Origin of the sequence: Modicisalibacter muralis, from assembly GCF_900102945.1 — a bacterium.
GTDB lineage: Bacteria > Pseudomonadota > Gammaproteobacteria > Pseudomonadales > Halomonadaceae > Modicisalibacter > Modicisalibacter muralis.
The window spans coordinates 1-20,271 of record NZ_FNGI01000010.1 but is presented as its reverse complement, the minus strand read 5'-3'; the positions used below and the strand labels follow the sequence as shown (position 1 = coordinate 20,271).

18 protein-coding genes are annotated in these 20,271 nt (G+C 60.2%); 4 read left to right on the top strand and 14 right to left on the bottom strand.

The features are described 5' to 3' along the window. Window positions 1–25: 25 nt before the first annotated feature. The 4 genes from BLR92_RS15260 to BLR92_RS15245 are packed head-to-tail and all read left to right on the top strand — an operon-like array spanning window position 26 to window position 4,019. Window positions 26–1,180, top strand: a complete 1,155-nt coding sequence (locus BLR92_RS15260) for an amino acid ABC transporter permease (RefSeq protein WP_089730140.1) — start codon at window positions 26–28, stop codon at window positions 1,178–1,180. A 12-nt stretch (window positions 1,181–1,192) separates the two neighbouring features. After that, window positions 1,193–2,287, top strand: coding sequence for an amino acid ABC transporter permease (locus BLR92_RS15255; protein ID WP_089730138.1), 1,095 nt, complete (start codon window positions 1,193–1,195; stop codon window positions 2,285–2,287). Beyond that, a complete protein-coding gene (locus BLR92_RS15250) occupies window positions 2,284–3,066 on the top strand; it encodes an amino acid ABC transporter ATP-binding protein (protein WP_089730136.1) in 783 nt (260 codons plus the stop codon). Before BLR92_RS15255 ends, BLR92_RS15250 begins: the two co-directional genes overlap by 4 nt. Beyond that, window positions 3,063–4,019 (top strand): isoaspartyl peptidase/L-asparaginase family protein, encoded by a 957-nt coding sequence (locus tag BLR92_RS15245; protein ID WP_089730134.1) that lies wholly within the window; start codon window positions 3,063–3,065, stop codon window positions 4,017–4,019. The genes BLR92_RS15250 and BLR92_RS15245 overlap by 4 nt, the downstream gene beginning before the upstream one ends. Before the next feature lie 34 nt (window positions 4,020–4,053). Here the strand turns inward: BLR92_RS15245 and BLR92_RS15240 are convergent, their stop codons facing one another. From BLR92_RS15240 to BLR92_RS15175, 14 genes are all read right to left on the bottom strand, one after another. Beyond that, window positions 4,054–5,082: a GlxA family transcriptional regulator gene (locus BLR92_RS15240; protein ID WP_245704234.1), complete on the bottom strand. Its 1,029-nt coding sequence runs from the start codon at window positions 5,080–5,082 to the stop codon at window positions 4,054–4,056. Then, complete coding sequence (locus tag BLR92_RS15235; protein WP_089730130.1) at window positions 5,057–5,788, bottom strand: class II aldolase/adducin family protein; 732 nt, start codon at window positions 5,786–5,788, stop codon at window positions 5,057–5,059. The genes BLR92_RS15240 and BLR92_RS15235 overlap by 26 nt, the downstream gene beginning before the upstream one ends. Window positions 5,789–5,803: 15 nt before the next feature. Next, complete coding sequence (locus BLR92_RS15230; protein WP_089730128.1) at window positions 5,804–7,288, bottom strand: aldehyde dehydrogenase; 1,485 nt, start codon at window positions 7,286–7,288, stop codon at window positions 5,804–5,806. An 11-nt stretch (window positions 7,289–7,299) separates the two neighbouring features. Next, a complete protein-coding gene (locus tag BLR92_RS15225) occupies window positions 7,300–8,259 on the bottom strand; it encodes a PDR/VanB family oxidoreductase (protein ID WP_089730126.1) in 960 nt (319 codons plus the stop codon). 29 nt (window positions 8,260–8,288) lie between these two features. Beyond that, window positions 8,289–9,953: a choline dehydrogenase gene (locus tag BLR92_RS15220; RefSeq protein ID WP_089730280.1), complete on the bottom strand. Its 1,665-nt coding sequence runs from the start codon at window positions 9,951–9,953 to the stop codon at window positions 8,289–8,291. Between the two features lie 30 nt (window positions 9,954–9,983). Next, entirely contained in the window at window positions 9,984–10,943 is a 960-nt protein-coding gene (locus BLR92_RS15215) for an ABC transporter substrate-binding protein (RefSeq protein WP_089730125.1), read from the bottom strand. Between the two features lie 41 nt (window positions 10,944–10,984). Beyond that, on the bottom strand, window positions 10,985–11,743 hold the full coding sequence (locus tag BLR92_RS15210; RefSeq protein WP_089730123.1) for an SDR family NAD(P)-dependent oxidoreductase: 759 nt from the start codon (window positions 11,741–11,743) through the stop codon (window positions 10,985–10,987). 2 nt (window positions 11,744–11,745) lie between these two features. After that, window positions 11,746–12,897 (bottom strand): aromatic ring-hydroxylating oxygenase subunit alpha, encoded by a 1,152-nt coding sequence (locus BLR92_RS15205; protein ID WP_089730121.1) that lies wholly within the window; start codon window positions 12,895–12,897, stop codon window positions 11,746–11,748. Between the two features lie 432 nt (window positions 12,898–13,329). Next, window positions 13,330–13,998: an amino acid ABC transporter permease gene (locus tag BLR92_RS15200; RefSeq protein ID WP_089730119.1), complete on the bottom strand. Its 669-nt coding sequence runs from the start codon at window positions 13,996–13,998 to the stop codon at window positions 13,330–13,332. 5 nt (window positions 13,999–14,003) lie between these two features. Further along, complete coding sequence (locus BLR92_RS15195) at window positions 14,004–14,744, bottom strand: amino acid ABC transporter ATP-binding protein (protein ID WP_089730117.1); 741 nt, start codon at window positions 14,742–14,744, stop codon at window positions 14,004–14,006. Window positions 14,745–14,759: 15 nt separating this feature from the next. After that, the gene (locus tag BLR92_RS15190; RefSeq protein WP_089730115.1) at window positions 14,760–15,431 is read right to left on the bottom strand and encodes an amino acid ABC transporter permease; all 672 of its coding nucleotides are present in this window, start codon (window positions 15,429–15,431) and stop codon (window positions 14,760–14,762) included. A gap of 80 nt (window positions 15,432–15,511) precedes the next feature. Then, entirely contained in the window at window positions 15,512–16,420 is a 909-nt protein-coding gene (locus tag BLR92_RS15185; RefSeq protein ID WP_175488833.1) for an ABC transporter substrate-binding protein, read from the bottom strand. Between the two features lie 314 nt (window positions 16,421–16,734). Next, window positions 16,735–18,102 (bottom strand): 2-oxoadipate dioxygenase/decarboxylase HglS, encoded by a 1,368-nt coding sequence (hglS, locus tag BLR92_RS15180; protein WP_089730111.1) that lies wholly within the window; start codon window positions 18,100–18,102, stop codon window positions 16,735–16,737. A gap of 18 nt (window positions 18,103–18,120) precedes the next feature. After that, window positions 18,121–20,271, bottom strand: a 2,151-nt coding sequence (locus tag BLR92_RS15175; protein ID WP_281242937.1) for an FAD-linked oxidase C-terminal domain-containing protein, incomplete at its 5' end; no start/stop codon positions are given.

Below are 20,271 nucleotides of genomic sequence, written 5' to 3'. Positions count from 1 at the left end.
CGGGCGGCACTTCCGGAACCGCGCCATGTCAATCCAACGCTTGCACAACGCACGCGTGCTCAGCGTGCTGCAACAAGGGCTCGTGCTCGCTGCTGTCGCCGCCGTGTTCTACATGCTGGTGAGCAATGTCAGCGCCAATTTGGATGCCTTGGGCATCGCTTCCGGCTTCGGCTTCCTGAACGAGCGAGCCGGCTATGCCATCAGCTTTCGCTTGATCGACTATAGTCCTGACGACACCTACTTCCTCGCTTACCTGGTGGGGTTGGTCAATACCCTGTTGGTTTCGGTGCTGAGTATTGCGCTAGCTACGCTGCTGGGTGTGGTACTGGGTGTCTGCCGTGTCTCGCAGAATTGGCTGATTGGTCGCCTGAGCTATCTCGTCGTCGAGTTTCTGCGCAATGTACCCTTGGTGGTGCACTTGATCTGGTGGTATAGCCTTGCGCTGGCGCTACCCACCGTGCGTCAGGCCATTTCAATTTTCGATATCGCCTTTCTCAGCAACCGAGGGTTGGTTCTCCCCTGGGCTACCGATGGGGCTCTAATTGGCTGGGGATTACTGTGTGCCATGCTTGGCGCCAGCCTGGGTTATATCGCCATGGGCTGGTATCACACCCGCCTACCCTGGAAGGGCTTTGGTCCATCCCGTTGGCCGGCGATAGTGGCCGGCGCCGTATTGCTGCCTTTGGCGGTCTATCTGGTGAGCGGCGCACAGTGGCAATGGAGCATGCCAGAAGCGAAAGGCTTCGGTTTCAGCGGTGGAGTGACATTGACCCCTGAGTTGCTTGCCCTATGGCTCGCTTTATCCGTATACAGCTCAAGCTATATTGCTGAGATCGTGCGTGGTGCGATTCAGTCCGTGCCACGCGGCCAGTACGAAGCCGGTCGTGCGGTGGGCTTTCGTGAGACGCCAGCCATGCTGAAGCTAATAGTGCCGCAAGCGATCTATCCGATGATTCCTCAGGTCACCAGCGTCTATCTCAATATCATCAAGAACTCCTCGCTAGGCGTCGTGGTGGGCTATATGGAACTGGTCTCTTCCACCGGCGGCACCACGCTCAACCAGACCGGCCAGGCCATTGAATGCATCCTGCTGGTCATGGCGACGTACTGCGCCTTCAGCCTGCTGACCTCGCTGCTGATGAATATCTACAACTATCGTGTCGGCTTACGCACGCACTGAGGAGAGGCATTCATGACGACACCACCTTCTCACGCCGAGCCTATCAGCCAGACAGTAGCTTCGCCGCTGCCTAATGCCTGGCAGTGGGCGAGGCGCCATCTATTTCCCAGCCCCGGCCATACCGTGCTGTCGTTGATCACGCTGGCATTCCTGCTATGGTTCGTGCCAACGGCGCTGGACTGGCTGATTTTCTCCGCCACGTTCATCGGCGAAAGCCAGGCCGACTGCACCGGCGGTGGCGCCTGCTGGCTACCGATTAGTCAGCGCATCGAAATGTTCGTCTATGGATTCTACCCCGATACGCAAGAGTGGCGAGTGAACGTTGCCTTCGCATTGGCCGCCGGTCTCTTCCCACTACTGTATGCCAAGCGCCTCGATCGACGCTGGATATTGGCCTACCTGGCGGCGCTGCCCTTCGTGATGTGGTGGCTACTCAAGGGTGGCGCCGGCCTACCCGAGGTCTCGTCGACGAAATTCGCCGGTATACTCGTTACCGTGTTCCTCGGCGTGGTCGGCATGGTCTTCGCTCTGCCGTTGGGCATCCTATTGGCCCTTGGCCGGCGCTCCAGCAAACCGATCATCAAGATGCTATGCGTGCTGTATATCGAGTTGATTCGTTCGGTACCGGTCATCACCCTGCTGTTCATGGCCTCGCTGATGGTCCAGCTGTTCCTGCCACCGGGCGTCTTTATCGACATCCTCCTGCGTGTGCTGGCCGTGCTGATCCTGTTCACTGCCGCCTATATGGCCGAAACCATTCGTGGTGGCTTGCAGGGCATTCCCAAGGGGCAGTACGAGGCGGCCAAGGCGCTCGGGTTTTCGTACTGGAAGACCATGGGAATGATTATTCTGCCCCAGGTGCTGCGCAATACCATTCCCCCCCTGCTCACCCAGTTTATCGGCTTATTCAAGGAGACCACGCTGGTCATGATCGTTGGCGTGCTGGACATCGTCGGCATCGCCATGAGCACGACGGCGGCACCGGAATGGTTGGGACTGGAACATGAAGTCTACCTGTTCCTGGCCATGTTCTTCTTCGTCATCTGCTTCGCTCTGTCGCGCTACGCTCGGCACCTCGAAAAACAACTGGAAAGGAGCCGCTCATGAGTGCATTACCTCAACAAGACACCGCGCCCGATTGCGTCGTGCGCATTGAGCACCTCGACAAGTGGTACGGTGATTTTCATGCGCTGAAGGATGTTTCACAGACGGTCGCCGCCGGAGAACGCATCGTCATTTGCGGTCCCTCGGGCTCGGGCAAGTCGACCCTGATTCGTTGCATCAATCAATTGGAGCGGCATCAGCGCGGCACGGTCGAAGTGCTCGGCGAAATTCTCGACGATAACGTCAAGCGCCTGGAGCGCATTCGCCGCAGCGTGGGAATGTGTTTCCAGCATTTCAATCTGTTCCCTCATCTGACCGTACTCAAGAACTGCACACTTCCGCAGACCGCCAATCTGGGCGTGCCACAGGAAGAAGCCATCGAACGCGCCCTGGCACTACTCGATAAGGTCCAGATGCGCGAGCACGCCAACAAATACCCCGGCCAGCTCTCCGGTGGGCAGCAACAGCGCATCGCTATCGCACGGGCACTGTGCATGCAGCCACGCATCATGCTCTTCGACGAGCCGACTTCGGCGCTCGACCCCGAAATGATTTCCGAGGTGCTCGACGTCATGGTCGATCTCGCCCGGGATGGCATGACCATGCTTTGCGTCACCCACGAAATGGGTTTCGCCCGCAAGGTCGCCGACCGCGTGATATTCATGGATCACGGCGAGATCGTCGAGCAGGCGCCACCCGAGCGCTTCTTCCATGCGCCTTCGTCACCACGTACCCAACAGTTCCTCAATCAAATTCTCGATCATGGAGTAACGCGAGCATGACCTCTCCTATCGCCCTGGCGATTCATGGCGGCGCGGGCGTTCTGACGCCCGGTCTGCTAAGCGAAAGCGACGAAAATGATGTGCATGAGGCCCTGTTACGCGCCATCACCGCTGGCCATCGGATTCTCGAGGAAGGCGGGAGCAGCCTCGATGCGGTCGAAGCCTGCGTGATCGAGCTGGAAGAATGCCCCTGGTTCAATGCTGGCAAAGGGGCCGTGTTTACCCACGATGGCGATCATGAGCTGGACGCTGCCATCATGGACGGCACGAACTGCAATGTAGGGGCTATCGCCGGTGCGCGCTACATCCGTAATCCCATTCGCGGCGCGAGAGCGGTCATGGAAAAGAGCGAGCATGCGATGCTGATTAGCCAGGGGGCCGACCGTTTCCTCGCCGATCAGCAGCTGCCTCTGGTTAGTAACGACTGGTTCGACACCCCACTTCGTCGCCGACAATGGCAGGAACAAAAACAGCAAGGTGGTCCAGTGAATCTCGAACCCGGCCACACCGAGAAAAAATTCGGTACCGTTGGCGCGGTGGCACTGGATCGTGACGGACATGTCGCCGCCGCCACCTCAACGGGCGGCATCACCAACAAGCGCTATGGCCGCGTGGGCGACACACCACTGATCGGCGCCGGTACCTGGGCCGACGATCGTAGCGCCGCCATTTCGGCCACGGGACACGGCGAATACTTCATTCGCGCCGCCGTGGCGCACGACATCGCCGCACGCTGTCGTTACCTCGGGGTCAATCTCCACGAAGCCTGCCAGCAAGTCGTGCACGGTGAATTGAAAACCTTGGGTGGCCAAGGCGGCGTGATTGCCATCGCTCCTGACGGTGAGACACAGCTCAGCTTCAACACACCCGGCATGTATCGCGCCTGGCGCGACCGGGATGGCCGGTTGCATACCGCTATCCATAGCGAGGACGAGCGCGTCCACGACGCATGAAACACCACACCCACCACCGAGCGTAGCGTCACTTTCAACCCCGATAGGGCAGATAGCGTACCGGTAGGACGGGGGCGTCGCGCGATTGCAGGCGATCGGCGCTCGGTGCGCAGTCGAAGAAGCGGCGGTAGACCCGCGAGAAGTGTTCCAGCGAGCCGAAGCCTGAGCAGGCCGCCACTTCGGCAACGCTCAGCTCGGTCTGCTGCAACAGGCGATGGGCGAGGTTGATACGCAACCAAAGGTAGTAGCGAGACGGCGTTACGCCCAGCTCGGCCTTGAAGCGACGTTCGAGCTGACGAGTCGAGAGCGCGACCCGTGTCGCCAACTCTGGCGCCGACAGCGGGTTCTCGAGTGTCTGACGCATCACACGAATGGTTTTGCGTACCTGCGCCGAGGTCTCCAGCTGATGCTCCGGGGCCGTCGAGAGCTGCACAGCATCGCCCGGACGCTGGCGACGCTCGAGCAGATGGTTGCGCAATTCCGCCATGTAGGCCGGCTCGACCTGCGGCTTGAGCCATTCCAGCATCATGTCGAGCACCGCCGTCCCTCCGGCACAGGACAATCGCTCCGGCGCCAGTGAATACAGGTCGTCGACGGCCTGAGTCTCGGGATAGAGCTCCTGGAAGCCGGCCAGATTATCCCAATGCACCGAGACACGATGGCCGTTCAATAGGCCCGCCGCGGCGAGCACTTCGGTGCCCATCTCGATACCACCCAGCTCGACACCCGCGGCCGCGCAATGACGCAGCCAGAGCTTGGCGCGTTTGTCGCCGGTATAGGTCTTGGTCTCGAAGCTCGCCAGCACGAAGACGCTATCCAGCTCGCCGGGTGATGGCAGAGCGTCTTCGGTCGCCAGCGGCAAGCCATTGGAAGCAGGAACCGCCCGACCATCGACACTCAGCAGCCGCCAGGCGAAGCGTTCTTCCTGCGCCAGCCAGTTGAGGATGAACAACGGATCGAGGATGGCGCCCAGCCCGTAGAAGGAGTACTGAGGCATCAACAGCAGACCGATCCGCTGTGCCGGTGTGCGATACTTGCTAGTCGCGATAATTGGATCCTTCACGTTCGAGAAGTCGCATCAGGGCGGCGAAGTGCTGTGCCGCTGCGCCCTGCACGGCATAGTCGTCCCATTGTAACGCCGTTTTTCGCGCGACATCATCGCTAACCGGGCGCACTGGCAGACCGCTGGCCCGCGCAATGAGATAAGTCCGACAAGCACGCTCGAAGTAATAGAGATTATCGAAGGCCTGCGCGACATCGGGGCCCGTGGCTACCACGCCGTGATTGCCCAGCAGCAGTATCGGCGCGCGCCCCGCCAACCCGCCGAGACGTTCGGCCTCGTCACCCAGCCCCATGCCATCGAAGCCATGATCGACGATCACCCGCTCGAAGAAGCGCATGGCGTTCTGCTCGACGGGCGGCAGCTCGGGTTTTTCCAGACACGCCAGTGCCGTGGAATAGGGCGCGTGGGTATGCAGAATGCAGCCCACATCATGTCCCTGCCGGTGCATCGCGCCATGGATGGCCCAGGCGGTGGCATCGATTCCGGCAGGCCGCGAGGGCGCGCTGGCATCGACCTCGATCAGGTCGCTGGCGCATATTTCGGCGAAATGTCGCCCTTCGGGGTTGATCAGAAAGCGCTCACCACCCGCCTGGGTCGCCACGCTGAAATGATTGGCGGTCGCTTCGTGCATGTCGAGCCTGGCCGCCCAGCGAAAGGCGCAGGCCAGCTGCGCACGAAGCTCGGTTACCGAAGTGTCATCGCTCACTGTGCATCCCCTTCTTTAGTAGCAGATCCAACGCGTCTTCGGCGCCATGTATTTGCGCATGCCATGCAGGGCATAATCACGGCCGATGCCCGATTCCTTCATGCCCCCGAAGGGGGTCTGTGGACTCACCGCATCCACGGTATTGACCGATACGGTACCGGCCTGCAGGGCGTCGCTCATGCGGTGCGCGCGCGATAGATTGGCTGTCCACAGCGATGCCGCCAGCCCATAACGGCTGGCATTGGCCAGGGTAATGGCCTGCTCGTCGCTCTCGAAGCGCGATACGCTGAGCACCGGGCCGAAGACCTCTTCCTGAAAAATACGGTGGTGTCGCTCGACGTCGGCGAAGATCGTCGGCGCGACGAACAACTCGCTTCCAAGCCCGCGGATCGGCTCACCTCCGCAGACGAGCGCCGCTTCCTCGCGTCCGATAGCCAGATAGCTGCACACCTTGTCGAACTGGGCACGACTAACGATCGGCCCCAGGGTGGTGGCCGGATCGAGCGGATCGCCGGGGCGAATCTCGGCCACCCGCCTGCGCAACGCATCGAGGAAGGCATCGGCAATTCCGCTCTGTAGCAGCAGCCGCGAATGCGCGGAACAGACCTGGCCGGCGTTGGTGAAGATTCCCGCAATGGCCGCATCCGCCGCCGCCTCGATATCCGGGCAGTCGTCGAAAATCAGCAGCGGGCTCTTGCCGCCGCACTCCAGCCAGATCGGCTTCATGTTCGATTCGCCGGAATAGACCAGAAAGCGCTTGCCAATCTCGCTGGAGCCGGTAAAGCCCAACGCATCCACATCCGGATGACGGCCCAGCGCTTCACCCGCCACATGGCCGTGGCCCGGAACGATATTGAGCACGCCATGCGGCAGCCCGGCGCGGGTGCACAACTCGGCCAGGCGCAGCGCCGACAGCGCCGACTCCTCGGCAGGTTTCAGCACCACGCTGTTGCCGGCAGCCAGCGCCGGTGCCACCTTGACCGCGGCATTGTGCAGTGGGTAATTCCAGGGCACCACGGCGGCCACCACGCCTAGCGCCTCGTGAACCACGCTGGCCTGGGTGTTGGCCGGGCTCGGCGCCACCTCGTCGAAGCATTTATCCTGCACCTCGCCGAACCAGTCGAACAGCACCGCCGCCTCCTCGGCATCGTCGAGTGCTTCATTGATGCACTTGCCCACTTCCAGGCTATCGAGCAGCGCCAGCTCTGCTGCATGGTCACGGATCTCCCGCGCCACCGCCAACAGCACCCGGCGGCGCTCGCCAGGACCGGCCTGCGCCCAATCGCCCTGCTCGAAAGCCTGGCGCGCCGCGGCCACGGCAGTATCCACATCCCTCGAATCACAGGCGGCGATATGCGCAAGCACGCTGCCATTCATCGGATTGATCGAGTCGAGCCAGCCGTTCTCGCGTGGCGCGCAACGCTGCCCAGCGATATAGGCATGACCATCGAGGGTCAACGCGGCCGCGCGATGCTGCCAATCCGCATGTGTCAGTGTCATAGCATGCTCCTTTAAAGATCCAGCACCAGCGTGCTCCCCGTGGGGCGCGATACGCAGGCATAGATAATGTCGTTGGTGGCCTTTTCGTCGGCGGATTGCAGGGCATCGCGATGCTCGATTTCGCCCGCAATAACTGGAATCGCACAGGTACCGCAGACCCCCTCCTGGCATAGACTCGGCGGCGAGAAGCCCTCTCGCTCGAGGGCTTCGAGCAGGCTTTCCCCGGCCTGCAGGGTAAAGTGGTGGCCGCTACGCTGCAGTTCGACCCGGCACGCATTGCCCGCCATCGGCGCCCAGGCCTTCTCGTTGCGAAAGCGCTCCAGCCGCAAGGCACCCGGCGGCCAGCCTTGCGCTATTTGCTCGACGGCATTCAATAGCGCATTGGGCCCGCAGGCATAAACGCGCTTATCGGGATGGGCCTGCCCCATCAGCGCGCCAAGGTCGACACGCCCCGCTTGCGACGATACATGCAAATGCAGCGTCCCTTCGGGCAGCACGCTGCGCAGCTCATCGAGAAAGGCCGCCTGCTCGCGATACCTGACCAGATAGTGCATTTCGACCGCGCCCGGTAGCCCGGCCAGACGCCTGGCCATCGCCACCAGCGGCGTCACGCCGATGCCGCCGGCGATCAGCACGGAGTGGCGCGCCGACTCGTCCAGGCGGAAATGACTGTGTGGCGGCGATACCCTCAGGCGTGTTCCGGGCCGCGCTCGCTCGGCCAGGAATGCCGATCCACCGCGCGATTCGCGCTCTCTTAGTACCCCGATGCGATAACGTCCCGTCGCGGCGTCATCCAGCAGCGAGTATTGGCGCACCTGGCTATCGGGTAATACGATATCGAGATGTGCCCCGGACGGCGCCGGCGGCAGTGGGCCTGCCGCGGCCGGTGCCAACTCGAGCTGGTGAATGCCCGGGGCGAGGCAACGATGATCGCTCACCACCACCTCCAGCGTGCCTTGCGGTATGCTCATGGCAATCCTCCGGTGCGTAGCCTATCCATTCAGCGCTGCTCCTCCTGCCAGCGCGGGTGATACCAGGCCGGGGCATCGCTAGGCGGCAGTGGCGCCTGGCCGAGCAGCATATCGCTGGCCTTCTCGGCGATCATGATGGTTGGAGCGTTGGTGTTACCGCTGACAATGCGCGGCATGATCGACGCATCGACCACGCGCAAGCCCTCCAGGCCATGCACGCGCAGCTCGGGGTCGACCACCGCTTGCGGATCTTCGGCGGGGCCCATCTTGCAAGTACCCGCGGCGTGATAGCCGGTCTCGGTGGTGCGCCTGGCCCAGGCATCGAGTGCCTCATCATCGGTGACAGCCGCGCCGGGTGAGATCTCCTCGCCACGCAACGCGACGAACGCGGGCTGCTCGGCCAACTCACGCACCAGCTTCACCGCATTTCGCATATCCTCACGGTCGCGCTCGGTGGCCAGATAATTGAAGACAATCGACGGCGCCTCACTCGGCTCGGGGCTACGCAGATCGACCCGCCCCAGGCTGGTGGGCCGCATCAGATCGATATGAATCTGGAACGCATGATCGCGCAGCGTCCGCGTCGAGCCGGGCTCCACCGCCAGCGGCATGAAGGTCAGTTGCAGGTCGGGGTTTTTTACCCCCGCACGCGAACGGATGAAGGCCCCGGCCTCGAACTGGTTGCTGCCGGCGATTCCCTGGCGACTCAGGAACCAACGCAGTCCAACCCATAACTTGCCCGGGAGCCGCGTCCAGGGCGCGATGGACACCGGCTGGCGGCAACGATAGGCGACCACGGTATCGGGATGATCGCTGAGCCGTCGGCCGACCCCGTCGAGCTCCGCGACACAGGGGATATTCATCCTCGCCAGGGTGTCCCGTGGGCCTACGCCGGAAAGCATCAACAGCTGCGGTGTATTGATCGCCCCGGCCGCGAGGATCACCTCGCGCCGGGCCGTAGCACGGCGAATGCTGCCGGCATGTGCATATTCGATGCCCACCGCACGCCGACCCTCGAACAGCACGCGATGGCTCAGCGCATCGGTAACCACGGTGACGTTGTCACGCTGGCGAGCGGCGGCGAGATAGCCCCGCGCGGTGCTCCAGCGGCGCCCCTCGAAGGTCGTGCGATCGACCCGTCCGAAGCCCTCCTGGCGATAGCCGTTGACGTCATCGCTCAACCCATAACCGGCCTGTTCGCCCGCAGCGATGAAGGCTTGGGACAGCGGATCGCTGGGATCGCCGGCGCTGACATGCAAGAGCCCATCAGCGCCGTGGTACTCATCGCCGCCCAGCGCGTGGCACTCGGCGCGCCGGAAGTACGGCAGTAGGTGACGATACCCCCAGCCCGGGCAGCCTGCCGACTCCCAGTCATCGTAGTCCTGGGCGTGGCCGCGGATATAGACCATGCCATTGATCGATGACGAGCCCCCCAGGGTGCGCCCGCGCGGTGTCGCCACACGGCGATCGTCCAGATACGGTTCAGGCCCCGACCAGTAGTGCCAGTTGAAGCGCTTGCCATCGATGGCCGCACCCATCGCCGCTGGCATATCGATGGTCCAGGAGCGATCCACGGGCCCGGCTTCGAGCAGCAGCACCTGGTATTGGCCATCGGCGCTCAATCGCTCGGCCAGCACACAGCCCGCCGACCCCGCGCCAACGATGATGAAATCGTAGCTGGCTGTCTTCGTCATGCTAGCCACCTCGTGCTCATGGGCCGACATTTAGCGGGCGACCAACAGTTCTTGAGCGGACCGCTCACCATCGGCGGTGGTCACGCCCTCGAGCCACTCACCGACCATTTCGGGATTCGCCGCAATCCATTCACTGGCGACCTCTTCCAGCGGGCGTTCCTCAAGGCTGAACTCGGTGACCCAATTGTTTTGCACCTCGATAGGAACGGTCATCTGCTCGAGAAAGCGTGCCAGGTTGGGATGCTCATCAAGGAAGGCCGTCGACGCTACCGTGGAGACCGAACTCGACTTCCCCCATATTCCCTTGGGATCCTCCAGGTAACGCAGATCGTAGGCGACGTTCATCCAGTGGGGTTCCCAGCCCAGAAAGGCGATCCATTCCTGGGTAGCAGCCTGAGCCTCGACCTGGGACAGCATGCCGGTCACACTCGATGCCCTGACGCGCCAATCCGCCAGGCCATAGCTATTCTCGTCGATTGCCTTCTGCATGATCTCGTTGCCGACGTTTCCCGCCTCGATGCCGTAGAAAGTGCTATCGAAACGCTCGGCGTTGGCTGCCAAATCCTCCAGCGAATGAACGCCGGCCTCCCAGACGTAGTCCGGCACGGCGAGCTGGAAGCGGGCACCTTGAATATTCTTGACCACCTCCACTAGCTCGCCGGTCTCCAGGCGCGGATCGAGCATGCTGCCTTGCGATGGACGCCAGAGCGTCATGGTGATGTCGATATCGCCCGACTCCATGCCTTGAAGAATCATTGCCGTACTCAACTCCTCTACCGATGCCTGGTAGCCCAACGAATCCAGAAGTTGTCGTGCCACCTCTGTCTTGACCGTGGCCCCCGGCCACGGTGGTGTGGCGAGTTTGACGTCATCAGCACCGGAATCGGCATAGGCCGAGGAGAATGGCACCAGCAGACCGGCGGCGGCCAGCAGCGAAGCACCTAGCAGTTTCCGGGCTCCGCAGAGCCGATCAGAGAAAGCATTGATCATCTTGGGTTTCCTCGTATTTAGTTGTATTGGAAGCATCGGCATCAGAAGCCGCAGACGCCGCCACCATCCACCGAGAGAATCGCGCCATGGGTGAAACTGGCGCGCGATGAGGCCAGGTAGAGCACCGCCTCGGCGACTTCTTCGGGGCGCGCCATGCGCTTGAGCGGCGAACGTGCGTGGGCCGACGCCAGATAAGCGTCGGCATCGCCGCTTTGTCGGGCGGCGCATTCGATCATATCGGTGGCCACATTGCCCGGGCATACGCAGTTGATACGCAGCCGTCCTGCCAGCTCCAGCGCCAACGCGCGGGTCATGTTGACCACCGCGGCCTTGGCGCCGGAATACACGCTGCTGGGGGCATAACCGATCAGCCCTGCATCGGAGCCGAAATTGACCACATTGCCCCCGCTAGCTTCCAGATGCGGCAGCGCCGCCTGCAGGCAGAAGAAGGTGCCCGCGACATTGACGTTGTAGTTGTCGTCCCAGTGGGCCTGGGTCACCTGTTCGAAAGGCACCTCGGCGAAGACGCCGGCGCAGTTGATCAGCACATCGAGACCGCCCAGCCCATCGACGGCCTGCTGAACGACGCTTGCACAATGCTCCCGCGAATCCAGCGCGCCGGCCGCCGCGATCACTTCGTACTCGGGGTGTATCTGACGAAATGCCTCGATGGAGGCCTCGCTGCGTGCACCAATCGCCACCCGGGCGCCCTCTTCGAGAAAGCGCCGCGCCACGGCTGCACCGATGCCCCGCGCCCCACCGGTGACCAGCACGCGCTTGCCCTCGAACTCCCTAGCCATGCTCAACTCCCCGACTCGGGCGAGCCATGTAGCGCGCGATACACCAGGCGATGGAAGTGATGCACCAGGTGCTCGCTCTCGTTGCTGCGCTGAGCGTCGATCATGTAGCGCCCCTGGTCGTAGCCCAGGGAGTGCAGGCCCTTCTGCACGGTGATATTGAGCTCGATATCCTCGGGCCCCAACTCCTCGTTCATCCAGGCGATGCTCGCCCGGGATACTTCGGGCAATGTGTCATGAGCGCTGTAATAACCGAAACGCAGCAGGGTACGCTCGGCATCCAGTGGAATGATCATGAAGGTGCCGAGGAACTCCGAGAACGGAAATTGATAGAGCGTGTTGTGCGGCCAGATACCGATATTGAAGAATTGATCCCGGGCATGCGGTGCGCGGGAAAGCGGCACGCCATAGGCCTCGCTGGCATCCTGTTTGGCCGGCGCGGCATAGGTCCACCAGTTATCCTGATGGCGCAGCCGATAGCCGTCGAAGTCGATCAGCGAGGCCAGGTCGACATGACACGGCCCGGAAAGGCGAAAATGGTAACCCTCGATGGAGTTATCCATGATCACCTTCCAGTTGGCGGGTATCACCACATCCTGCTCTTCGATCAACTGCATTTCCGCCAGGCCGGGCACCGCGTCGTACAGGGCCTGCTCGGCGCCCGGGAACAGTTCCTGCATAGCAGCTGCCGTGTCGTCGAAGGTGAAATACACGCAGCTGGCAAATATCTCCACGCGCACCTGGGGAATGTTGTAATCCGACTTCTCGAAGGCAATCAGTCGGTCGCTGCGCGGGGCACTGCGTAGCGTGCCATCCTGGCCATAGCACCAGCTATGGTAGGCGCAGCGGATCACCCCCTTCTGCACGCCACGGGGTTCGTTCAATAGGCGATTGCCACGGTGCTGGCAGACATTATGGAAGGCGTGAATCTCACCCTGACGATCGCTCATCAGGATCACGCTCTGATCGAAGATATCGCGCACCACGTAGGCGCCCGGCTCCGCTAGCTCATTGACATGGCAACCGAAATGCCAGGCCGGCATGAAGATGCGTTCTTTCTCTTGCTGAAACAGCGCGTCGTCATAGAAGTAACGCGAGGGTAGCGTGCGTGCGTTTTCGGGTTCCTGAGCGTCCCAGCGCTGTGTTGTCTCACTCATCTCGGCCCCTTGCCGGTATCGGCTGTGGTGGATCTTTGATCTCACTCTACACAGCAGGTACCGAGGGCCCATGACGGTTTTGGTCGTCAATTGACAAAAGTATTTGATAAAAAACGGCATTTAGTCGTTTAAAAAATCATAAATTTTCTTAAATCCTTATTAAATAAATAGTTAGAATTTGATAAAAAAAGACAGATGGTACGTCGAAATGACGTCAGTCGTTATCATCACACTGGCCGCGGCAGCCAGTATGCATCTCTTTGGCTCACTGAAAAGTGAGTTTTATCAGGCCAACGGTACGGGGGGGTACAGCAGCTGCCGGCTCCACGCGAGCTTGGGCTAACAAACGCCGAGGGAGGTCTAACTGGCAGCTGCGGCTTGGGGATTGTCCATTCTGGCTTGACCAGAACATTGTCAACCGGCCTTCTTCAGCTAGGTACTGGTAACTCCTGGCACATGGTATTTCCGCTCTACCCAGTTAAGTAAGCTCGCAACGCTCGAGGTAAGCACCAGATAGATCAGACCCGCAACCAGGAAGATCTGGAAGAATTCAAGCGTTCTGGCGCCGATATCGTAAGCGACGGCGGTAATCTCCACCACGCCAATGGCGTAAGCGATAGAGGTGAACTTCAGCTCGATAATCGCCTCGTTGGACCACTGAGGGATCACGCGACGCAGTGCTTGTGGCAGAACTACATAGCGAATTGCTTGCCACTGCGACATCCCGCAAGCCCGCGCCGCGACTATCTGGCCTTGAGGCACCGACAATACCGACCCGCGGAAATACTCCGCCTGATAAGCTGCGCTATTGAGCGTGATCGCGAGCACAGCGGACGTAAACGCATCAAATACGATCCCGACATGAGGCAGCCCCAGGTAGATGAAGAACATCTGGACAAGCATCGGCGTGCCGCGAAACAACTCCACATAGGCGGTGCTAAGCGCATACCAGAACCGATTGCCGTAAATACGCGCCCAGGCCAGTGCGAGTCCCAAAAAGAACCCCAGGGTGATGGCGATCAGCCACAGCGACAAAGTGATCGGCACCGCCATAATCAGCTCGGGAAGCCAAGTCAGTGCAAATTCAAAGAACTCCAACATGGGCCTCATCCATTTTCTGCGATGACATTAAGGAATGCCCGGGTTCGCTCATTGCTGGCCCGTGAGAAGAGCAAATCGGGTGCTCCCTGTTCGACGATATGGCCGCCCTCCATGAAAATCACTTCATCGGCTGCCTGGCGTGCGAAGCTCATCTCATGCGTGACGACGACCATGGTCATCCCCTCTTCCGCCAGTTGCTGCATGACCTTGACCACCTCCCCTGTCAGTTCAGGATCCAAGGCGGAGGTCGGTTCATCGAATAGCATGACGACGGGATCCATGGCCAGTGCACGGGCAATGGAGACACGTTGCTGTTGGCCTCCCGAAAGCTCGGCTGGATAGGCACCCCCTCTATCGCTCAGGCCGACACGCTCTAGCTCATGGTAGGCTCGCTGAGTCGCTTCGTCGTGAGCGACACCCTTCACTTTCGTCTGGCATATGCGAATGTTATCCAGCACCGTCAGGTGCGCAAACAGATTAAAATCTTGAAATACGAATCCCATACGGGAACGAATGCTGTCGATATTCGCTTCTTTTACTTCTTCCTCAGCCAGCAGAACCTTGCCACTATCAGGCGAGGTTAATCGATTGATACAGCGCAGGAGAGTACTTTTTCCCGAACCGGAGGGACCAACCACTACTTTCGTTTCTCCGCGATTCAGACTAAAAGAAATCCCCTTCAGAACTTCAGCATCGCCGAAGCGTTTTCTAATATTTTCCACTTGTAATATAGCAGTATCGGTCATGACAGAGTCCAGTCGTTATCTTTTCCCAAACCCGGGAACCGCAAGTTTCCTTTCCAACCCATAAAGCAGGCTATTTCCTGACTTATTGACGATGAAATACATCAGTGCTACCACCGCAAAAACAATGAGCACATTGCCTTGCGTACTGCTAATAATGTAATGAGCCTGACGCGTCAGCTCGACGACACCGATGACATAGGCAAGTGATGTCTCCTTAATTTCCGAGGAGAACTCATTGGTCCAGGGACCGATGGCATACCGCATGGCTTGAGGAAACAGTATGTAGCGAATGGCGCGGGTCTTGCTCATGCCCATTGCTCGTGCGGCGGTCATCTGCCCAGTGGGCACGGACTGAAAGGCGCTGCGGAATATCTGCGACTGATAGGCAGCGGATCGGAATCCCAGTGCCAGAATGGCAGCAGCAAACGATGTAATATCCAGCAGCCCAGCCAATCCGTAATAGAAGATGAACAACATGATGATAATAGGAATACCGCGGAATACCCGCTCATAGGCTATTAATGGCCACTGCACCAAGCGGGTCCGAGGGCCATATAGCTGAATCAGGCACATGGCCAGGCCAAGCACAAAACCAATGACTAGCAATGCTGCCAGAAGTATCAGCGCAACTCCCAGCCCTTTGAGCAGGAAGGGAAAATCCCTGACCAGAACCTCGTAAATGCCCATACCTGCAGTTCCTAGAGATAAAGAAAAGCGCCTTAATAACTATCTTCTATGGTATTAAGGCGCTCATATATAGGAGGAATCTAATTGCCTAGCTCAGGCAATCCAGCAACAGGCTTCTGATAAGTATCGACGAATTCCGGCATGTGGGAAGGTACAGGAGGAACGGTAATGTCGGGCATATACTCGTGCACGATCTTTTGCCACTCTCCCGAGTCCGCCAGTTGCACGATGCCCGGGTTCAACCTTGACAACAACCCTTTTGGATCGCCCTTAGAAACCGCCAGGGCGAGAGGTGCCCGAATGAAGATCTTACCGGCAATCTCGACTGGGCGGCCAGCAGCAACATACTCTTGAGCTGAGGTATCATCGACGATGACGGAATCGATACGGCCCGTAGTCATATCATTGATGGCGATGATATAGCTATCGTAGGTAGCCAATTCAATGTCGATATCGCTGGGAATGACATTCTCTTCCATCCATGCCTGCTGAGAGGAACCTCCCTGAACGCCAACCCGAGCACCACAACACACGGCGGTGAATACATTCTTATCAGAATCCTTGGGGACCACAACAACATCGTTGGTTTCCCACCAAGGTACGGTAAAATCGATGACCTCGCTGCGCTCCTCTGTGACGGTCAGTCCCGTCGCTAGAATATCGATCTTTCCCGCTGACAAGGCTGGGATCAAAGATGGAAACGGCAAATCCTTGAATTCGATTTCCAAGCCGGCATCTTCTGCGATCGCGCGCATTGCATCGATCGCGATGCCTTTATATTCGCCCGCCTCTACGTAGGCCCAGGGTGGAAAAGAAGCTTCTACACCTACCGTGTATGGCTCCTGAGCAAAGCTCGTTGGCGTGCTCAGGGCCATTATCAGCGCCCCAGTGCCCGCCAGTAGCTTTACACTTAGTGATTTAAGCATAACCGCCTCCTCCTTCTTGTTTTTAATAGATAGCGAATTTTCAGTGTGCGGGCGCTTCTTCATGCCTGTCAACGCCCTTCCATTCGACATAATACTCACGCTATCAGCGTGATTGATGAATCACCTCGGGTGCTCTAGACACTCGTCAGGCTCAGGATGTAACGCCTCTCGTATTCATCAGGTAACAGTTCATTACGCGTACCATGGAAGCTTCAGGATTGCTATGGTTTGGTAGAAATATATTTACTACAATGTTTATAAGCACTCACCTCAGCTTAGTCGATATTGCGGCCCTCGGTATGACCCATAGCAATATCGCAAGTAACGGCATCCAAACCTAAGCTGCTATGCAGACATTTAGGACTCCAACACCATGCCTAATATTGATGGCCCAGGTCCTGAAGTGCGGCTACCTCTGAATCCCTTTCCCGCTTAGCGTAAAGGGCCAGTTCGCCAGTGACCGGAGCACCTAGAGCTGACTCAAAGGCTTCACGGTTCGCATTGCCTGAATAGGCTTCACTCTGGCCACCGCCGAGGTTTGACTGGAAAATACCCGCGGCGCTCACCGGCAGGAAGTCCTCATAGGTGATTGGCCGGGCTTCGATCAGCCCTCGCTCGATGAGCGTCTCGATATCGTCCTCATCCACCTTGCCTGCCGCACGCCCCGCATCGGTTACCTGATACTCGAAGAAAGCCAGCCCTTGGCGGCGCAATTCAGCCTCCGTATCCGGGAAATTGGTGAAAACCTCGGCCAGTACACGCTGGTGTCCTGCATTGTCCAAATCGGCAGTTCGGCGGCGCGATTCGTTAAGCAGTCGGTCGTAAAGCGCGCGGCCTTCAGCGGTCAGTGCCACTCCTCGCTGTTCGACCTCACCGAAACGGGCAGTATGGGTGCCCTGGCGTGCACCAGCGAAGCGAATCGGCTCATCCAGCGCCTTGAAGCTCGTCTGGCGCAGCAGAATCGGGCAATCGCGGCGGGGCGGCCCCTCGATGACTTGCTTAGGGTTCATGCCCACCTCCGGCATGCGTCGCTGAACCTCATCGATATCCAAGGTACGCGGCGTCAAGTGGTTGATATGCGGCCCATGGAAGCAGACCACATCGGCAATCAACCGATGCTCGGCATACAGCGCCTCATAAGTATCCAGATCCACCGTGGCATCCTGGTGCCAACGGAAGGTCTCCAGCGCCTCGGCCACGAAGTGATCGGCCTGTTCGTCGGAAAGTCCGCCCTGCTCCTCACTGAGTGCAATGAGTTCGAGGGTGCCGGCGGTGAAGATACTGCGCTTGGCAAGAATCTCCGCAGCCCGCTTGCGTAGCGCCTCGCTCTCGATCAGTTCGAGGCGCAGCAGCGAGGTGAAGACACGGAAGGGATTGTAGGCCAAGGCCTCGTCATCAATGGGACGAAAGGCCGTGGAATGTACCGGCACACCCGCCTCGGAGAGATCGTAGTAACCCACTGGAACCATGCCCATCACCGCGAACAGCCGACGCAGCATAGCCAGCTCCTCGGCCGTACCGACACGGATAGCACCATGACGCTCGGCTCCAAGCCGCGCCATCTCATCATAAGCGGTGAGGCGCTCGACCAGCGCCGAGTCGCGCTCCAGTGTCTCGCGGTTCACCTGGTCGACCAGTTCGAGCAGTGTCTCGTATTGGGGCACCTCTGTCTGATACATGGCCGACAGTGCCTTGGAAAAGCGATCGCGGATCTCATCGCGGGAAATGAGCGTTTGGGTGCTCATGGTCATGCCTCCATGGGTTTATTGTTGATGATCAACGGATTCGGTTGTGTATCGTAGAGCCTTGAGCAAACCTCGCAGCGGATGCGCCAGAGGTGTGTCGGACAGGCGCTTGGCCTGGCTGCGACAGGAGTAACCGGTGGCCAGCAGCTTCCCGGCATTGGTTTCGTCTTCGACCAGCGCCTGCCATGAGAGGCCGTAGATGGTCTTCGACGTTTCGACGTTGCGCGCTTCGTGGCCATAAGTGCCGGACATGCCGCAGCAGCCGGTATCGACGAGTTCGAGTTCCAGGCCGAAGGCGGCGAACACTTGCTGCCAGGCCTTGGGCGAGCCGGGCGCATTGGTTTTCTCGGTACAGTGCGAGAGCAGCCGGAAACCCGGGTCGTCGATGGCGATATCGCTGGGTACCAGCCGCTGGCCCAGCGTCACTAGCCATTCCTGCAACAGCAGGACATCCGGCGTGGCCCCCGGCCCCAACGCCTTGGCGTATTCCTGGCGATAGGTCAGCGTCATCGCCGGGTCGATGCCGACCAGCGGCACGCCGAACTCGGCCAGGCTGCGCAGGCGCCGGGCCTGTTTTTCGGCGGTGCGCTCGAAGGCACCGAGAAAGCCCTGCACGTTGAGCGGCTTGCCGTTGGCGCTGAATGGGGCGACGAACACGCGGATATCCAGGCGCGACAGCAGTTCGACGATATCCATGACCAGCTTCGACTCGAAATAGCTGGTGAAGGCGTCCTGCACGACGATCACGCTGCGCGCCTTTTGCCGCTCGCTGAGTAGACCCAGGCTGGTCGGCGTGGCTTCGCTGATGCCCCAGGCGGCGAGCTGCTTCTTGAGATTGGCCCGCGAGATCAGCGGGCTGTCGACCATGCCGATGTGCCTGGCCATCAGCCGCTCGACCAGGCGGTTTTGCAGCGCGGCGTTATACAGCGGGGCCATCGATGCCAGATGCGGAATCATGAACTCGAGGCCGCCGATCAAGTAATCGCGCAGCGGGCGCTGGTAACGGCCGTGATAGACCTCGAGGAACTGCGAGCGGAATTCCGGCACGTTGACCTTGACCGGGCACTGCCCGGCACAGGACTTGCAGGCCAGGCAGCCGACCATGGCATCGTAGACCTCGTGCGAGAAATCCGTTTCGCCACGCCGTTGCCTGAGTGAATTCTTCACGCGCAGCGGCAGGTCGCGAATAAACCCCCAGGCGCCTTCGGCTTTCTTCTTACGCGATTCCTCGACCACGTCGATGCCGGTGTTGCCCTGCAGGCGCAGCCATTCACGCATCAGGCTGGCGCGCCCCTTGGGCGAATGGATGCGTTCCCGCGTGGCCTTCCACGACGGGCACATGGCGTCATCGGGGTCGTAGTTGTAGCAGGCGCCGTTGCCATTGCAGTAGACCGCGCTGGCATGCGCCTGCCAGACACGCTCGTCGATCTGGCGGTCGAGCTGGCCGCGCGTGGGTACGCCGTCGATGCTTAACAGGCCCGGATCGACGAGCTTGATCGCTTCTTCAGTGGCCGTGGTACCGGTCGTGGGTGCTCTACCCGTGGCTTCGGACGGGATAGAAGGCCCCGCGGTCTCGGGCGGGTTAGAGGGCTCCACGTCTTCGGGCGGAGTGGAAAGAGACGACGGCGTGGCGATCTTGCCGGGATTCAATTGATTGCGCGGATCGAAGGCCGTCTTCAAGCGCTGCAGCGTGGGGTAGAGCTCGCCGAAGAACGTCGGTGCGTATTCCGAGCGCACGCCCTTGCCGTGCTCGCCCCATAGCAGGCCGTGGTACTTGTGGGTCAGTTCGGCGACCTCGTCGGAGATTTCACGCACCAGGCTTTCCTGCTCGGGGTCCTTCATGTCGATGGCCGGGCGCACATGCAATACGCCGGCATCGACGTGGCCGAACATGCCGTAATCGAGGCCCCGCGCATCCAGCGCGGCGCGGAACTCGGCGATGTAGTCGGCGAGATGCTCGGGCGGCACGGCGGTGTCTTCGACGAACGGGATCGGGCGCTTCTCGCCCTGGACGTTACCCAGCAGGCCCACGGCGCGCTTGCGCATGGCATAAACCTTGCCGACCTGCTCGCGGCCGCAGGCCAACGTATAGCCGAGGCGTTCGACCTGGGTATCCGCTGACAGGTGCCGGGTGAAGGCGTCGATTCGGGCGCTGAGCTCGTCCGGGTC

What these genes read in the sequence shown, in the direction of transcription:
- BLR92_RS15195 (WP_089730117.1), bottom strand. Translation starts at nt 14,744, where the DNA reads ATGACCGATACTGCTATATTACAAGTGGAAAATATTAGAAAACGCTTC.
- BLR92_RS15230 (WP_089730128.1), bottom strand. Translation starts at nt 7,288, where the DNA reads ATGACACTGACACATGCGGATTGGCAGCATCGCGCGGCCGCGTTGACC.
- BLR92_RS15250 (WP_089730136.1), top strand. Translation starts at nt 2,284, where the DNA reads ATGAGTGCATTACCTCAACAAGACACCGCGCCCGATTGCGTCGTGCGC.
- BLR92_RS15215 (WP_089730125.1), bottom strand. Translation starts at nt 10,943, where the DNA reads ATGATCAATGCTTTCTCTGATCGGCTCTGCGGAGCCCGGAAACTGCTA.
- BLR92_RS15185 (WP_175488833.1), bottom strand. Translation starts at nt 16,420, where the DNA reads ATGAAGAAGCGCCCGCACACTGAAAATTCGCTATCTATTAAAAACAAG.
- hglS (WP_089730111.1), bottom strand. Translation starts at nt 18,102, where the DNA reads ATGAGCACCCAAACGCTCATTTCCCGCGATGAGATCCGCGATCGCTTT.
- BLR92_RS15205 (WP_089730121.1), bottom strand. Translation starts at nt 12,897, where the DNA reads ATGAGTGAGACAACACAGCGCTGGGACGCTCAGGAACCCGAAAACGCA.
- BLR92_RS15255 (WP_089730138.1), top strand. Translation starts at nt 1,193, where the DNA reads ATGACGACACCACCTTCTCACGCCGAGCCTATCAGCCAGACAGTAGCT.
- BLR92_RS15190 (WP_089730115.1), bottom strand. Translation starts at nt 15,431, where the DNA reads ATGGGCATTTACGAGGTTCTGGTCAGGGATTTTCCCTTCCTGCTCAAA.
- BLR92_RS15200 (WP_089730119.1), bottom strand. Translation starts at nt 13,998, where the DNA reads ATGTTGGAGTTCTTTGAATTTGCACTGACTTGGCTTCCCGAGCTGATT.
- BLR92_RS15220 (WP_089730280.1), bottom strand. Translation starts at nt 9,953, where the DNA reads ATGACGAAGACAGCCAGCTACGATTTCATCATCGTTGGCGCGGGGTCG.
- BLR92_RS15225 (WP_089730126.1), bottom strand. Translation starts at nt 8,259, where the DNA reads ATGAGCATACCGCAAGGCACGCTGGAGGTGGTGGTGAGCGATCATCGT.
- BLR92_RS15260 (WP_089730140.1), top strand. Translation starts at nt 26, where the DNA reads ATGTCAATCCAACGCTTGCACAACGCACGCGTGCTCAGCGTGCTGCAA.
- BLR92_RS15245 (WP_089730134.1), top strand. Translation starts at nt 3,063, where the DNA reads ATGACCTCTCCTATCGCCCTGGCGATTCATGGCGGCGCGGGCGTTCTG.
- BLR92_RS15210 (WP_089730123.1), bottom strand. Translation starts at nt 11,743, where the DNA reads ATGGCTAGGGAGTTCGAGGGCAAGCGCGTGCTGGTCACCGGTGGGGCG.